Origin of the sequence: Akkermansia muciniphila, from assembly GCF_030848305.1 — a bacterium.
Lineage (GTDB): Bacteria > Verrucomicrobiota > Verrucomicrobiia > Verrucomicrobiales > Akkermansiaceae > Akkermansia > Akkermansia muciniphila_A.
The window spans coordinates 1,825,047-1,840,005 of the sequence record NZ_CP114598.1 but is presented as its reverse complement, the minus strand read 5'-3'; the positions used below and the strand labels follow the sequence as shown (position 1 = coordinate 1,840,005).

Below are 14,959 nucleotides of genomic sequence, written 5' to 3'. Positions count from 1 at the left end.
CATCCGCCCGGGACAAACGGCAGCGCCGCCAAAGGCGGGAAACCAGACATATTCCAGCACCCGGAGAAAAAACGGCCACAGCCGTCCGGAAATGCCCACAGAATTACAACTTCCAATCTACGGGCAATTCCACCTGGCCGCCCTTTTTATCATCATAACGGATGAAACCGTGCTCCGCACCGTACCAGTGCACATCCCTCGTCACCTTCACGTCAAAACAGCAATAACGGGCTATATCCATTAAAAGCTCCGTATTGCCCGTCTGCACATATTCCGCCCACCATTTGAGAGCCTGGGTGCCCACGGCCGTTTTTGAAGAACCGATGGAGGCGGCCGCCACGGAATCCAGCTTGACGCGCACTCCCCCGCGCTGTTCGATGTCCTTGCACAAATCAAGGTTGTTCGTGATATCAATCATGTTCCACATCGTATAACGCTGCAACACGCCATAGTCGAAATGCTCGTGGTTGTAACCCACCACCAGGTCGGCCTGGGAAAGCTGCCGGATGAGATCATCCACCATTTCCTCGGAATAAATCGTATATTTTCCGGAAGCCGTGGAATAAGTCACACCCACGGAAAGGCGCATCTCGGCCGTATTGTGCCAGCCGCCCACCTCCGCCGCGGAATGACGGGTTTCCAAATCAAAATACACGATGTCTCTCATCGGGTGAAAACGTACATTATTTGCCACTTTTGGACAAGTCCCACTTGAACGGGAGGCATGTTTGTGATGAGAATAAGCGCATGCAGCCCCGTTTCCACATCGTCATGTTTCATCCGGAAATTCCGCATAATACGGGAGCCGCCGGACGGTTGGCTCTGGCAACGGGTTCCAGGCTCCATCTGATCAAACCTTTGGGGTTCAGCCTGGATGAAAAGCATGTGCGCCGTACGGGGCTGGACTATTGGGCCAAAGTGGATCTGCATGTCTGGGACAGCCTGGAGGAATTGAAGCAGGCGGCAGCCCCCGGCGCGCAATTCTGGTACCTGAGCACCAAGGCGCCACGTTCCCATTGGAATGCGGTTTTTCATGCGGGGGACTATCTGGTTTTTGGACCGGAATCCCGAGGACTGCCGGAAAGCATGCTGAGAGAGTACGCAGATACCGCCCTGACGATTCCGATGCCCGGGGAAGGAGCCCGCAGCCTGAATCTATCCACAGCCGTAGCTGTTGTTCTTTATGAAGGACTGCGCCAGACAGGCATTTGACGAGGCCGCCGTGGCCATCACGGGAAAAAGGGATCTGAAAATGCCTGCCGGCTCTTTTCCGGCATATTTCCTGCGCATCAAATATTTTTCTACGGGAAAGGCATAAAACTCCACCGTAACACGGGCCACCCGGTCAGACGGGTTGCGGGGGACTCCCGCCAGCCCTCCGGAATCACTTGAAAGGGGCCTCTGCAAAAGCGCCATGTGCCCCACTATATGGAAGGCCGGTCAAAAGAACATCAACGTCTAGAACTAACCGCTAATATAGAATCTCCGGAATCCCGCAGCCAAAAGGCTCACCGCCAGTACTACGGGAATCATTTCCCCAGCCAGACGGAACGGGGAGAAGGAAGGAAATGCCCAGGACAATGAACAAACATTACGGAGAAGCGGGAGACACTTACAGAAAAGGCGCCGGAAGCCATATCCGGCGCCTTTCCCGCTCAAAACTTGTCACCGCATGTCTATCGTAGGAACCGGAATGCGGTCCTTGGGCCCCGTGTAAAGAGTCAGCGGCCTGTACAGCGTGTTATCTTCCATTTGTTCCAGCACCTGGGCCACCCAGCCGCTACAGCGGGCAATGGAGAAAATGGCGGTAAACAGCCTGGAGGGAATCCCGATGCTGTAATAAACCGTGGCGGAATAAAAATCCACATTGGCATTCAATCCCTTGCGCTCCCGAACAAGTTTCGCGATGCGTTCCGACATGCGTATCCACTTGGGTTCTCCGATCCGGGAGGCGAGGCGGATGGCCATGCGGCGCAAATGCGGGGCGCGGGGGTCCAGCACGCGGTACACGCGGTGGCCCATGCCCATGATTTTTTCCTTCCGCGCCAGCTTGTCCTCAATGTAAGAGTCCACCCGGTCCTCCGTGCCTATTTCCTTGAGCATTTCAATCACGCCCTCATTGGCACCGCCGTGAAGCGGCCCTTTCAGCGTGCCGATGGCCGCTGTGATGGCGGAATACATATCCGAAAGCGTGGCGATGCAGACGCGGGCCGCAAAGGTGGAGGCATTCATGCCATGGTCTGCGTGCAGGATGTAGGCTACCTCCAGGATATGGGCTTCATCCTGATCCGGTTCCACCCCCTTCAGCAACCACAGGAAATGTTCCGCCTCGCTCAGGTCTTCCCGAACGGGGGGAAGGTCCAGCCCCTGGCACAAACGGTAGTAATACGCCACCATCACGGGAACCTTGGCAATGAGGCTGAGGCCTATTTCCTTCAACTGCCCGGCGTCCTTCGTCCGGTCGTCATACATGCCGAGCATGGAAACAGCCGTCCGGAGGGCGGACATGGGCCGGGCGGACTTGGTGGCCGTTTTAAAGAAATCCAGAATGGGCTGGGGCAGGTCGCGGTCGGAACGGAGGCGCTTCTTGATGCTCTCCAATTCCTCCCGGTTGGGAAGACGCTTGTTGAGAAGCAGATAAACCACTTCTTCAAAACAGCACATCTCCACCAGATCATCAATATCATAGCCCAGATACAACAGACGCCCTTCCTCGCCGCGCACGTCACTCAAAGCGGATTCATTGGCGATGATTCCTTTTAAACCTTTGGGATATGCGAGGCGTTCGGAAAAAGTGTCATTGCTCATGTTAAAAAATACTACTGGTGGTGAAGATTACCGGTTAAAAGTCTAACAATCTTCCAGAAAGTCAAACCTTAATTACGCCTTCACGGCCCATGCGGGACGTTTGGCGCGGGTGATGTGCGGAGCCCTTATATACAGCGGTTCCGCCGGACTTTCCAGAAGTTCTTCTCTGCGGGCCTCCGTCTGGGCCATCCACGCGACTCCGAGCGCCCCCGCAGAAGGACACACGGGAACAATCCCCGACATTTCCCGGGCGGTCAGATGTTCCGCCGTTTCCGTGGAAAAAACGGGCACGCCTTTTTCCAAACACTCCGCCACGCAGGCGCGGGCCTGCTCCGCGGACAATACTGCCGGCACATCCGTCAGAACGCCGTTTTCCAGCTTCCCCCACGTCCAGCCGCCACGCCGGGCGTCTGACATTACGCAGGCCTTCCCATGCAGCAAATCCAGCCCGTTCCATGAGGAAAAAGCCGCCACGCGGGAACCGTGCACCAGGGAAAGACCGTCCGCCACGGCGAGCGCGACGCGGATTCCGCCGTAAGAGCCCGGACCGGAACCTACCACGATTTCCTTCAAACGCCGCCCTTCCAAAGCATCCAGGACCTGCCGCACCGCTTTGAAAATAGCGGAAGAATGATTGCGCTCCGCTCTCCATGCCGTCTGGCACAGCAGTCTTTCCCCGCTCCAAGCCGCAGCGGAAGACTGCACACAGGAAGTTTCCAGAACCAGCAGGACATCTTGCATGCGGCGGATTATACAGGAACATCCAACGCGCATAAAACATTTTTTCCTCCGGTTTCCGGAAGAGGCAAATTTGGTTCGCATTTCTCGCCAAGTCCCTTTATGCTGGCTTCAGACCTCACACCGCATGCCCAAGGCCCCCAGACACACACCGCCGCGCCAGGACTGGCGCCGGTATGCAGAAACCGCCCGGAAACCAAGATCCGCGGCAAGCCTCGGCGACATGATGAGGCAATGCAACCGGGACGCCTGGGACAAGACTTACCGCGCCCAGGTCTCCTCCGAATACTGGGAGGACGAATGCCAGGAATTTTCCTTCATGGACCTCCCGCGCAGAACCCGGTTCACCAGGCATGCCGTAGCCACCCTTATCCTGCTCCCGCTGGCTCTGATCACGGCCATGTCCCTGTGCGACCAGCTGGCCCATGCCTCCGGCAGCCTCAATATCCTCTTCTCCATTCCCGTATGGTACGCCCTGATGGGAGCTGCCGTGTGGGTGGTGCTGGGCAGCAGCAGGCTGTTCACGTCCTCCCTGCTGTACCTGTACGTATTGGGGCATGAACTGACGCACGCGCTGGCGGTTATTTGCAGCCGCGGCTCCATCCATGCTTTCAAAGCGGATCTGGACGGAGGTTACATCCAGACGGATAAAAACAACATCTTTATCTCCCTTTCCCCCTATTTCCTGCCTCTCTGGGCCATGCTGTGGGGATTGGTATGGGGTGTAACGTACATCTTCTGGCCTACGGTCACCTGCCAGGCCCTTCTTTATTCCGGCCTGGGCTTCTGGTGGTGCTTCCACCTGTTCTGGACGGCGTGGATCATTCCCAAGGATCAGCCGGACCTGGCGGACAACGGCACCTTCTTCTCTTTGATTCTCGTATATTTTGCCAATCTTCTTCTCTTCTTGGCGCTCCTGCGCCTGTTCAACGCCGTCAGCCTCCACCGCTTTCTGGCGGACTGCATCCACAATGCGGAAAAATTGTGGGACGTTCTCAGGGACCTCGCCATGCTGGCTGCCGGGCTGTTCCTGTAAAAAATATTCTTTTCCTTACACGGAATGATGAACGGCAGAAGGAGAAAAGGAATCCAACCTTTCGACAGAAAGGAGATTCCATGCACACCACACGCTTGATTATTTTGACGATGGCTTCAGTTTCCCTGATGGGCTGCAATCCCAAGGAAACGGTAAACGCCCTCACTTCCGACCAGAACATTACCCAGAAGATGGCCGTGAGATTCGCGGAAAATATGGTTGGCCTGCCACGCGCCCTGGTCGTTTCAGATGCCAGAAAAGCGGCTCCGGGCGACAAAGTCACCGTCAAGGGAGCAGTGATCGGAGATGACCCCGTCTTTTCAAAGAACATTGCCTCCTTCACCATTGGGGACCCGGCTCAGCTCCTGGTCAACATGAAGGAGAAAGGAGTTTGGGCCGCCGGTACGGTACCTGTGGAAATACGGAAAAACAATACGATGACCGTCCAGTTCGTGGATGAACAGGGGCAGCCCATCAAACACTCCGCCAAAGGCGTGAACGGGCTGAAAGAACAGGACGCCGTCATCATTACCGGAACCATTGATCCCCATTCCACTCCGGAACGTCCGGTGCTGAACATTGAAAGCATCGTGATTGAATAATCCCCCTTCTGCGCCAAACCCTGATTCATGTCGAACGGTTCAGGCGTTTTGCGCCTGAACCGTTTTTCATATCAGAATGCGCGCATGGGATTTGATCCAGCATCATTGGGAATAATAACGTTGGCCGCTACTTCAGCGGTAGCAGGCGCGGCGTCCGCGTCTGCACAGAAAAAAAGCGCGGAAGCCACCAGACAGGCGGCGGATGCCAATGCCGCCACACTCAGGAACGAAGCGAACCTCCAAAAACAGACAGGGATGGAAAATGCCAAACGCATGCAGCAGGACGCTGCGCGCCAAATGGGAGAAGCCCGACTGGACGCCGCCCAATCCTCCCTGCTCCGGGAAGGTTCCGTTCCCATCAGGGAACAGGCTCTGGCGACGCGCCTGCAAACCCGGATTCAGGACGAAGCGGCGGAAGCCATGAGGAACGCCCAATCCCTGTACAACCGCGCCAACATGGAGCAATACATGGGCCGCGCCAATGCGAGAGCCCAGAAAACCTCAGCAATGGGTACCCTGCTCTCCGGATTCGCCCAGGGAGGAAATACCCTCCTCAAATGGTAAAGATCCTGACACGTCCTTGCCTGCCCCGCACATCACCGGGTCACAAGACCAGCATTCTGCCGCTTACCCGCCCCTCCAGGGCAAGCAATTCCCGTTTGGCATCAAGCCCCCCGCCGTAACCTGTCAGTTTCTGATTGCTGCCGATGACGCGGTGACAGGGCACGAAAATGGAGATGGGATTGGTGGCGTTAGCGGACGCTACAGCCCGGACAGCCCTCGGATGATGAATGCGGCGCGCCAGCTCTGCATAGGAAATGGTGGAACCGTAAGGGATGTTCATCAATTCCCCCCAGACTGAATTTTGAAATTCCGATCCCGTAAATACAATGGGTATATCAAAAGCTCTGCGTTCCCCCTGGAAATATTCACGGAGCTGGCTTACCGCCTGTTCAATAACCTCGGAAGTCCCTTCTTCATATTCAGCGTTGAGACGCCGACAAATGCGGCGGTCTATCGTGCTGCGGCGTTTTTCCTTCGCCCAGTCGCAAATGCAAAGCTTGCCGCCATGGGAGCCAATCATCATTTCTCCAACGGGCGACAGATAACGGATGATGTTGATTGCCTCCATCTTCTTGTCCTTGTCATTGCATAATGCTCTTTCATCCATCCCTTGTACGGCTGGAAAGCATTGCTCCATGCTGCCCGGTTCATGCCTCAAAGCATCATGTTCCGTCCCAAAGGCTCTTCTCCGGCAGCCTTTAGCACATTTTCTTGCTGTCTGCAATCATTCTTCCGCATTTGCTTTTTGTTTCCAATCAGACATGAATTCCAGGTTATCACGTCCTACCCCGAACGGGCGCCGATAATCCGGATACCTGCTCTCCCCTTGAACCATTCCCCATTCAATCAACCATGACGATACCTCGCACAAGAGAGGCAAAATCCTTGCGTTTTTAATGCTGATGCAAGGCTCTGAATAATATTGGGTGGCGTCCCCGGCAGGAATCGAACCTGCATCTAGTCTTTAGGAGAGACCCGTTCTATCCATTGAACTACGGGGACCGTACATGGCCCGTGCGCGACAATAAACGGGAAGTCCTCCGCGCTCAAGCAAAAAGCAGAATGAGTATGCCATGCATCGTGATTTTGAACAGTGTTCACCAGAACGATTTTCCCGGATTTTCACAACTTCCTGTTCTCCTTCCGTTCCCCGCTCTTCCCTGGACGGATACGGTCATTGTTCTGATTGCCTGCCGGAAGCGGCCCAGAATAATGAAATAACCGTCTTCCGCTGCCCCCTTGGGGCCGGAAGGCGCCTCCACTCCCGCAGAGAATCATTCCTGCTGAATATTATCGCCAAAAACAACGGAAAGAAAACAGTTCCCAGAAAGCTCCGTCCAGATGAGCCAATTCCGGGAAAACAGAGGCGAACCGGAACCCTGCATGGGAGCATATCCTCCAGAACGGCCCCCTGGAAAGGGAACAGGCCATACAAAAATCTTGAGCAGGGAGCGGAAGGACCGTAGCGTTGCCGTATCATTCCCGCCATGCTCAACTTCGTTTACGATAACAAAACCACTCTTATTTTCGGAAAAGGCACCCACCATGAAACGGGAACCCTTCTCAAGCCGTTAGGCAAAAAAATCCTGCTCCATTACGGTAGCGGCAGCATCAAACGTTCCGGTCTTTACGATGCTGTCACGGCGTCCCTGAAAGCCGCCGGCGTGGAGTATGAAGAATTGGGAGGCGTTCAGGCGAACCCCACGCTCCCCCTGGTGTATGAGGGCATCCGCCTCTGCCGGGAACACGGTCTGGGCCTCGTGCTGGCCGTGGGAGGAGGCAGCGTGATTGACTCTGCCAAAGCGATTGCACTGGGCGTGCCCTACGAAGGGGACGTATGGGAACTATACCTTTCCAAAAAACAGCCTCAGTCCGACCCTCTGCCCGTCGCCACCGTGCTGACCATTCCCGCCGCAGGCAGCGAGAGCAGCCCGAATACGGTCATCACCAATGAAGAGACCAGAAGAAAACTGGGGTACGGATCCCCCAAACTGCGCCCCGTATTCAGCATTATCAATCCGGAATTGTTCTTCACGCTCCCGCGCCGCCAGATGGCCAACGGCGTCAGCGACATGATGAGCCACATTTTTGAGCGCTATTTCACCAGAACCCTGCATACGGACCTTTCCGACAGCCTTTGTGAAGCCACCCTGCGCACCATCATGAAAAACGCCCGCATCCTGAACGGGGACCTGAATGATTACAACGCCTGGGCGGAGATTGCGTTTTCCGGCAACATCGCCCACAACAACCTGTTGGGCGTAGGCCGCGAACAGGACTGGGGCTGCCACGCCATGGAACACGAATTGAGCGCACTGTACCATGTGGACCACGGCGCAGGCCTGGCCGTCGTCACCCCGGCGTGGATGAAGTATGTTTCCCCCAAACACCAGGAAATATTCGTGCAATTCGCCGTGAATGTGATGGGTGTGGAAGGTTCTTTCCGGGAACCGGAGGCCATCATCCGGGAAGGCATTTCCCGTCTGGAACGTTTTTACCGGGAATTAGGGCTTCCGACGACTATGGAGGAGCTGGACATCCTTCCCGGGGATTTCCCCCTGATGGCGGAACAGGCCATCAGTGTGCGCGGCTCCGTCGGAAGCCTGGAAAAGCTGGATGTCCGGGACATCCAGGCCATCTACAAACTGGGTTGCAGTAATCTGCAACACGCATGACGAAAGGGGTAAAACGTCCATTCATGAAGTTCCCGGCCTTCCAGCGCTCCCGGTGTTGTTAACAGCATTAAGACACTCTCCCTTTTCCCGCAGCCTACTTGCAACTTGCCAACGATTTTACTTGGAAGTAGTCTGGCGGAATGAACAGATTCTTTTCCGCTCTTTTTCTGGCGGCAGGATTGCTGGCCTCAGGAATGCCGTCTCCGGCGGACGCCTCCACCCCTCCGCAACAACATGCCCCTGCGGAAGTTAAAAGTTCCCCTGTTTCCCCGCAGCAAAGGAAGCAAGCTGTTGAAAACATTGAAAAGCTTCTGGGTAAAAGGCTGTTCAAAAAAGCGGCGGAACAGGCCCTGAAACAACTCCATGAATATGACGACCAATACAGCGGGACAGATCTGCTTCTTTACTGCCAGGCTCTTACCCGTCTCAATGTCCTGGATGATTCCATCAATCTGAATTCCATTTTGCAGGAACAGATGAAGCGTCACGGAAGCAACCCCCATTTCCTGATGGACGCCGCGCTCCTGTACCAGAACGCCTGCCATACGTTCAAACTGGTGGACGGCGCCTATATCCGCGGCGCCGGACCATGGGATGGGGAATATTCCGGAGAAGCAAGGGACCGAGTGGAAGCCCTGCGGTGCCTTGTCAAGGCCATGCGGCTGGCGGAAAAGGACAACAACATGAAACTTCTGGGGCAACTGCGCTTCATCACGGCGCAGGCGTTGCTGGTGAAAGGCAGCCGCTACAGTTCCCCTTCCCCCTTCCAAGCTTACGCCGCCCTGGGAAACCTCACCAGCCTGGAGGAACTGCCGGGGTACGTCGCCAGGGAGGAAGCCTCCCCGTTCCGGAACGTCGCCACCGTGCCCGTCGAGGTCAATGCCAAAACGGGGAAGCCGGAAGTCGTCTTTTATCATGCCTCTTCCTCCTGGGAGACGGCTAAAAACGACGGAGAACGCATGCGCTGGCTGCTGGACGCCGCCATTCAGGCGAATCCGGAACTAGCCAACCAGGTCAATTATTTCACCGCATCCTGGTGCCGCCGATTGTTCTCTTATGCCAATACGGCGCCGGATCAGGAATTCGTGTACGGTCCCGGCAACGCGGGAATGGTGGCGGGCGTCAACCCGGCTGAATTAAAAACGAACCAGACCGTCGTTAAAACCGACCGGACGGGCAACGGTAAATTCCTGCTCGCCACCCTTCCCCCGGATTATGATTTCATCCGGATTGCTTCCGCCGTCCGGATAACTCCGGAGCCGGATGATTACGTCAACGCCGCCCATCTGGCAGCGGACGAGTTCCTGGCCCGCAACCAGAGGCCCGCCGCCGCGCAGTTATTAGGAAAAGCCCTTCAGAACTGGAACGCGCAGTCCTGGGACAAGAAAGACAGGAAGGAATTTCTGAACGTGGCGGGCAACCTGAAGAAACGCATCGCCTCCATCACGGAACCCAACGGGACATTTGATACGGATAAAAGAACGCTGCTGGCAGGAGAACCGGTGACCGTCTCCTTCTCCTACCGCAACGCCTCCCGGGCTTGCGTAGCGGTCCGCCCCGTAGATATGAAGCGGTGGCAGGAGGAGCGCATGGACAAGATCCAGACCTCCAAAACGCTGGAAAAAGCTTACAGAAACGGGTATTCCAATCTGGGAAACCTGCTCTCCAACCTGCTGCATGACTCATCCTGTGCCCGCTATCTGGGGGAGGAAATCAAGGGGGAGGAAATAGCCCTGACTCCCGGGGACCGGCACCTGAACCATATCGCCCATATTCCCGTTCCCACCCGCAAGCCCGGCTGGTATCTGCTTACCGTCACCCTGGAAAATGGCTACCGGTTCCATCGCTTTCTCACTCTGTCGGACATGGTGCTGGTACGCCGTTCCGTTCCGGAAGGCAATCTCTGGTTCCTGGCGGACGCCGGAACGGGAATGCCCGTGGAAGGAGGCAGCCTGCGGTTCCTCCGCTACCGGCAGGATAAAACGCTCCAAAAACGCCAGGTAAAGGGGATCACGGACAAGGACGGAACCATGGTGGAAACAATACCTCCCCGCGATTCCAGCGCCTCTTCTTACAACATGTTCCTGGGCATCGCTTCCAAGGGGGAAAGTTATGTGCTGGCGGGAATATCTGACTACGGCTGGGAATCCGGCAATTACCTCATGGATACGGCCAACAAGGCCTCCGACTCCTATTCCTGCTTTTTCCTGGAAAGCCAGCCCGTGTACCGCCCCGGACAGACGGCCCGTTTCAAAGGCGTCCTCTTCCGCCCGGACATCGCGAATCCCGGAACAAAAGACTGCGCAGGGAAAAAACTGACGCTGACCATTGCCTCCCCAACAGGGGATGAAAGCATTTTCCCGCCAAAAACCGTTACGACGGATTCCACAGGCAGCTTTGAACTGGAACTGCTTATTCCCGCGGAAGCTCCGCTGGGCCAGTACGGAGCCAAGCTGAAACTGCATGACTCCGCAGACCCGGATTTCCGGCTGTATGCCCCCCTTTTCCGGATGGAAGAGTATAAAAAGCCGGAATTTTCCGTCAGAATGGACGCTCCCGCCAAACCAGTCCGGCTGGGTCAGCCCATTCCCGTCGCCATTCAGGCGGATTATTACGCGGGCGGCCCCGTAAGCGGGGGAAAGGCAACCATCACGATTACCCGGACGCTGGGAGCGGATGTCTGGACGCCTTACTGGAAATGGAGCTGGCTGTACGACAGGTATTTCAGCCCGTACAGCATTCCCTTTTTCCCGGATGCGCCTCTGACCGTCCTGGAAAAGACGGTTCCGCTGAACAAAGACGGAAAAACATCCGTAGAATTATCCACGGCGCAGGATGCCCGGGATTTCCCCTCCAGCAACATCACCTACCGCGTTTCCGTCAGCGTGACGGACGCCTCCCTGCGGGAAGTTGCCGCTTCCGGACAGGTCATTGCCACGTTCCGTCCGTTCAATATCTTCACCACCCTGAATCGCGGCTATGCCCCCGCCGGAACGCCGGTTCAGGCATCCATTACCGCGGCCACGGCGGATGGCGCCAAAATTGCCCATGCCAGAGGAACCTGCGTCCTGCGGCATATCCGTGCGGACGGCAAACGGGAAACTCTGGAAACCTGGAACATCGCCACCGGAAAAGATGGGGAAGCCTCCCTGTCCTTCCAGACCGGGGAATCCGGCCTGTATGCCCTTTCCACAACCCTGGAGGACGGGCACGGCAACAGGGTAGAAGAGACCTTCCAGTTCCTTTCCTACGGCAAGGGCAAACAGAATCCTTTTAAAATCAATCCCCTTTCCATCACTCCGGACAAAAAGGAATACGCTCCGGGAGATACGGCCAGGCTGCTCGTCACCTCTGATTATCCGGACGCCCGCGTCTGGATCTTCCTGCGAAACTCCTGGAAAAACGAATCCCGCAGCCTGGTTCCCCTGGACCGGCAGACAGCCCTTGTGGAATGCCGCCTGACCCGGGAAGACATGCCCAATATGGGCGTCAACGCCTTTACTGTCAGAAACGGAGAACTTCATACGGCTTCCGCCGAACTGCTGATTCCGCCCGCCGGGCAGATTCTGGAACCTGCCGTCACGCCGGGCAAATCCCAATACCGGCCCGGTGAACAAGGCAACGTCAGCATTCAGGTCAAGGGGCCGGACGGCACCCCCGTCAGAAACGGCGTCGTCACCCTGGCCATTTATGACAAGGCTCTGGAATACATCGCACGCCCCAATATTACGGAAATCGCCAAAACCGTATGGGGCAGCCTGAACGAAACCGGCTTCCTCAGCCTGAAAAAAATGACGGCTTCCGGAACGCAGCAGGACCGAGGTCCGGACCAGCCCTATTTCCAATCCCTGCTCTACAGAAATTACGGCCCTATGGAGAGAAAGGCCAAAGGAACCGTCAACGGCTTTGCGGAAGCAGAACTCGATTCCGGCGTTGATGCCGCCGCAGGCCGCGTATTGGCTACAGGAGCGGTAGCCCCCGCCGCCGCTCCTGTCATGGCTATGGCCGCGGACAAGAAAGGCGCAAAAAGTGATTCCCATGCAGCCGAACAGGGAAATGCGGACGTACAGGAAAACGGTTCCCCGCATATTCAACTGCGCACCCATTTTGCGGACTGCATCAAGTGGTGCGGCACGCTCAAAACGGATGAAGAAGGAAACGTTGCCGTCCCTGTGGAAATGCCGGACAATCTGACTACCTGGAAAGCCTCAGCCTGGGTCATCACCCCCGGATTGCAGGTGGGGCAGGCTTCCGCGGAATTCCTGACCACAAAGGACTTCATGGTCAGCATGCAAGCCCCACGCTTCTTTGTGGAAAAAGATGTCGTGATGCTCAGCGCCCTGATCCGCAACCGGACGGACAAAAACATCCGCGCCCGCGTTTCCATTTCCCTGAAAAACAGCTGTCTGGAACTTCTCCCGGCTGACGCTCCGGCCGTGAAGGGGCTTTCCGCAGATTCAGACAATTCAGCCGCGCGGGAAGTGGACGTTCCCGCCCAGGGGCAGACGGTCGTCAACTGGTGGACCTCCGCCGTCAGGGAGGGAACCGCCGCCGTCGCCATGGAAGCGGCGGCAGGCTCTACCGGAGACGCCATGCAGATGAACTTTCCCGTACTGGTGCACGGCATGAAGCAGCTCCATGCGGAAAGCGCCGCAGTGCTCTCCGGAGAACAGGAAAAGACGCTCTCCATTTCCCTGCCGCAGCAGCGGCGCAGGGAGGAAAGCGAACTGGTCGTCAAGGTCTCCCCCAGCATCGCCCTCAGCATGGTGGAAGCGCTGCCTTATCTGGCGGAATACCCCTACGGCTGCGTGGAACAGACGCTCAACCGTTTCCTGCCCGCTCTCGTCGTCATGGACACGCTCAAGCAGCTCGGCCTGAATCCCGGAGCAGCGCTGACAAGCCATCGCAATCTGAATCCCCGGGACATCAGGGACAAGGCCTTCCATGACAGCGTCATGAAGAAGCTGGAACGCAACCCCGTTTATGATGAAGCCGCGCTGAAGAAGATGGCCGCCAGGGGAATCTCCTCCCTCCGGGAGAAACAGCTCTCCAACGGTTCCTGGGGATGGTTCGGAGGAGCCAGCGAGGGAGACCCCGTCATGACGGCCCATGTGGCGCACGGCCTGAAGATTGCTTCAAACACGGTCAATGTCCCGGAGGGGATGCTTTCCAAAGCCGTCCGCTGGCTGAGAAACTATCAGGAACGCCAGACAGCTCTTCTTGAAAAAGGAGACGAATACCGGAAACTGGAACAACTGCCGGACGGCCCTGAAAAGAAGGAAGCCATCCGCAAGCTGGGGGATTACCGCCTGACGGCCTCCGCGACGGATACCCTGATCTACTCCGTCCTGGCGGAATGCGGCGTTAAAAACCTGCCCATGGAACGCTACCTGTTCCGCGACAGGCTGGAACTTCCCGTCATCAGCCAGATTCAACTGGCGGAAATCCTGCTGGACGCCCACCGCATGGACGACTTCAAGAAGGTAATGCCCATCATCTCCCAGTTCCTCCAGCAGGACGACTCCCTGCAAACCGCCTGGCTGCGCCTTCCCAATGAAGGCTACTGGTGGCGGTGGTACGGCAGCGGCGCGGCCACGCAGGCGGCCTACCTGAAACTGATGGCCAAGAGCGACCCCGGCAATCCCGTCACGGCGCGCCTGGCAAAATGGCTGCTCGACAACCGCGCCAACGGTTCCTACTGGGACTCCACCAAAGATACGGCGGATTGTCTGGAAGCCTTGTCTGCCTACCTTCTCCAGACCAGGGAAGGCATGGAGGACATGGAAGCGGAAATCCTGTACGACGGCGTTCCGGTTAAAACGGTTTCCAGCACGAAAGAAACCCTGTTCACCTTTGACAACGCCTTCCGCATGAGTGGAAAAGACCTGACGGACGGCAGCCATGTCATCACCATCCGCAGGAAAAAGGGCAGAGGGAACATTTATGCCCATTCCACCCTCAGCTACTTCTCCCAGGAAGATCCCATTCCCGCCGCGGGGAATGCCGTCACCGTGGAACGCTCCTACTACCGCATCCGGAAGGAAACGGTGAAAGACGGTTCCGTGAAGGACACCCAGACGGATGCAGGGGAGCTCGTCTCCCAGGGCAGAGACCTGACACGGCGCACGCTGTTGAAAGACGGAGACGTCATTGCCAGCGGCGACACCATTGAAGTGGTGATGACCGTGAAAACGAAGAACGACGTGGAATACCTCATGCTCCGGGCCCCCAAGCCCGCAGGCTGCGAATCCCGGGAAACCGCCAGCGGCTACGCCCGGCTGGGAACCGTCTTCGGCTACAGGGAAATAGGGGATGAAGAAATACGCCTCTTCCTTTCCTCCCTGCCCATGGGCCAATACCAGATCAGCCACCGCCTGCGCGCGGAACGTCCGGGACGCTTCAGCGCCCTTCCGGCCGTCATTGAGGCCATGTACGCCCCGGAACTCCGCGGCAACAGCCGGGAACACAAAATCGGCATTTCCATGCCATAAGACCTTCTGGAAATATCCGTCATTCCACGATGGCCCCTGGCGGAT

At 56.9% G+C, this 14,959-nt stretch carries 10 protein-coding genes and 1 tRNA gene; 6 read left to right on the top strand and 5 right to left on the bottom strand.

Annotated elements, in window-relative coordinates; genetic code table 11:
• Positions 1-103: 103 nt before the first annotated feature.
• Positions 104-667: a ribonuclease H-like domain-containing protein gene (locus tag O4G22_RS08000; RefSeq protein WP_022198735.1), complete on the bottom strand. Its 564-nt coding sequence runs from the start codon at positions 665-667 to the stop codon at positions 104-106.
• A gap of 80 nt (positions 668-747) precedes the next feature.
• On the opposite strand from O4G22_RS08000, the gene O4G22_RS07995 reads away from it, so the two are divergent.
• On the top strand, positions 748-1,212 hold the full coding sequence (locus O4G22_RS07995; RefSeq protein WP_297404070.1) for a tRNA (cytidine(34)-2'-O)-methyltransferase: 465 nt from the start codon (positions 748-750) through the stop codon (positions 1,210-1,212).
• A 453-nt stretch (positions 1,213-1,665) separates the two neighbouring features.
• Here O4G22_RS07995 and O4G22_RS07990 read toward each other — a convergent pair whose 3' ends face one another.
• Complete coding sequence (locus tag O4G22_RS07990) at positions 1,666-2,808, bottom strand: citrate/2-methylcitrate synthase (RefSeq protein WP_094135857.1); 1,143 nt, start codon at positions 2,806-2,808, stop codon at positions 1,666-1,668.
• A 72-nt stretch (positions 2,809-2,880) separates the two neighbouring features.
• Positions 2,881-3,549 (bottom strand): tRNA (adenosine(37)-N6)-threonylcarbamoyltransferase complex dimerization subunit type 1 TsaB, encoded by a 669-nt coding sequence (gene tsaB, locus O4G22_RS07985; RefSeq protein ID WP_306701477.1) that lies wholly within the window; start codon positions 3,547-3,549, stop codon positions 2,881-2,883.
• A gap of 124 nt (positions 3,550-3,673) precedes the next feature.
• Here tsaB and O4G22_RS07980 point away from each other — a divergent pair, with 124 nt between their 5' ends.
• The 3 genes from O4G22_RS07980 (at position 3,674) to O4G22_RS07970 (ending at position 5,748) form a co-directional block, all read left to right on the top strand.
• Positions 3,674-4,582, top strand: a complete 909-nt coding sequence (locus O4G22_RS07980) for a hypothetical protein (protein WP_306701476.1) — start codon at positions 3,674-3,676, stop codon at positions 4,580-4,582.
• Positions 4,583-4,662: 80 nt separating this feature from the next.
• Complete coding sequence (locus O4G22_RS07975; protein ID WP_102748142.1) at positions 4,663-5,184, top strand: hypothetical protein; 522 nt, start codon at positions 4,663-4,665, stop codon at positions 5,182-5,184.
• 84 nt (positions 5,185-5,268) lie between these two features.
• Positions 5,269-5,748 (top strand): hypothetical protein, encoded by a 480-nt coding sequence (locus tag O4G22_RS07970; protein WP_306701475.1) that lies wholly within the window; start codon positions 5,269-5,271, stop codon positions 5,746-5,748.
• A 40-nt stretch (positions 5,749-5,788) separates the two neighbouring features.
• Here the strand turns inward: O4G22_RS07970 and O4G22_RS07965 are convergent, their stop codons facing one another.
• Positions 5,789-6,316: a methylated-DNA--[protein]-cysteine S-methyltransferase gene (locus O4G22_RS07965; RefSeq protein ID WP_345784518.1), complete on the bottom strand. Its 528-nt coding sequence runs from the start codon at positions 6,314-6,316 to the stop codon at positions 5,789-5,791.
• Positions 6,317-6,675: 359 nt separating this feature from the next.
• Positions 6,676-6,750: transfer RNA gene (locus O4G22_RS07960), tRNA-Arg, on the bottom strand.
• Between the two features lie 485 nt (positions 6,751-7,235).
• Here O4G22_RS07960 and O4G22_RS07955 point away from each other — a divergent pair.
• The gene (locus O4G22_RS07955) at positions 7,236-8,423 is read left to right on the top strand and encodes an iron-containing alcohol dehydrogenase (protein ID WP_290488110.1); all 1,188 of its coding nucleotides are present in this window, start codon (positions 7,236-7,238) and stop codon (positions 8,421-8,423) included.
• A 140-nt stretch (positions 8,424-8,563) separates the two neighbouring features.
• Positions 8,564-14,914 (top strand): alpha-2-macroglobulin family protein, encoded by a 6,351-nt coding sequence (locus tag O4G22_RS07950; protein WP_306701472.1) that lies wholly within the window; start codon positions 8,564-8,566, stop codon positions 14,912-14,914.
• The last annotated feature ends 45 nt before the right edge of the window (positions 14,915-14,959 follow it).

Bases quoted from the DNA above. Each gene is read 5' to 3' on its own strand.
- O4G22_RS08000 (WP_022198735.1), bottom strand. From the start codon at position 667: ATGAGAGACATCGTGTATTTTGATTTGGAAACCCGTCATTCCGCGGCG.
- O4G22_RS07995 (WP_297404070.1), top strand. From the start codon at position 748: ATGCAGCCCCGTTTCCACATCGTCATGTTTCATCCGGAAATTCCGCAT.
- O4G22_RS07990 (WP_094135857.1), bottom strand. From the start codon at position 2,808: ATGAGCAATGACACTTTTTCCGAACGCCTCGCATATCCCAAAGGTTTA.
- tsaB (WP_306701477.1), bottom strand. From the start codon at position 3,549: ATGCAAGATGTCCTGCTGGTTCTGGAAACTTCCTGTGTGCAGTCTTCC.
- O4G22_RS07980 (WP_306701476.1), top strand. From the start codon at position 3,674: ATGCCCAAGGCCCCCAGACACACACCGCCGCGCCAGGACTGGCGCCGG.
- O4G22_RS07975 (WP_102748142.1), top strand. From the start codon at position 4,663: ATGCACACCACACGCTTGATTATTTTGACGATGGCTTCAGTTTCCCTG.
- O4G22_RS07970 (WP_306701475.1), top strand. From the start codon at position 5,269: ATGGGATTTGATCCAGCATCATTGGGAATAATAACGTTGGCCGCTACT.
- O4G22_RS07965 (WP_345784518.1), bottom strand. From the start codon at position 6,316: ATGGAGGCAATCAACATCATCCGTTATCTGTCGCCCGTTGGAGAAATG.
- O4G22_RS07955 (WP_290488110.1), top strand. From the start codon at position 7,236: ATGCTCAACTTCGTTTACGATAACAAAACCACTCTTATTTTCGGAAAA.
- O4G22_RS07950 (WP_306701472.1), top strand. From the start codon at position 8,564: ATGAACAGATTCTTTTCCGCTCTTTTTCTGGCGGCAGGATTGCTGGCC.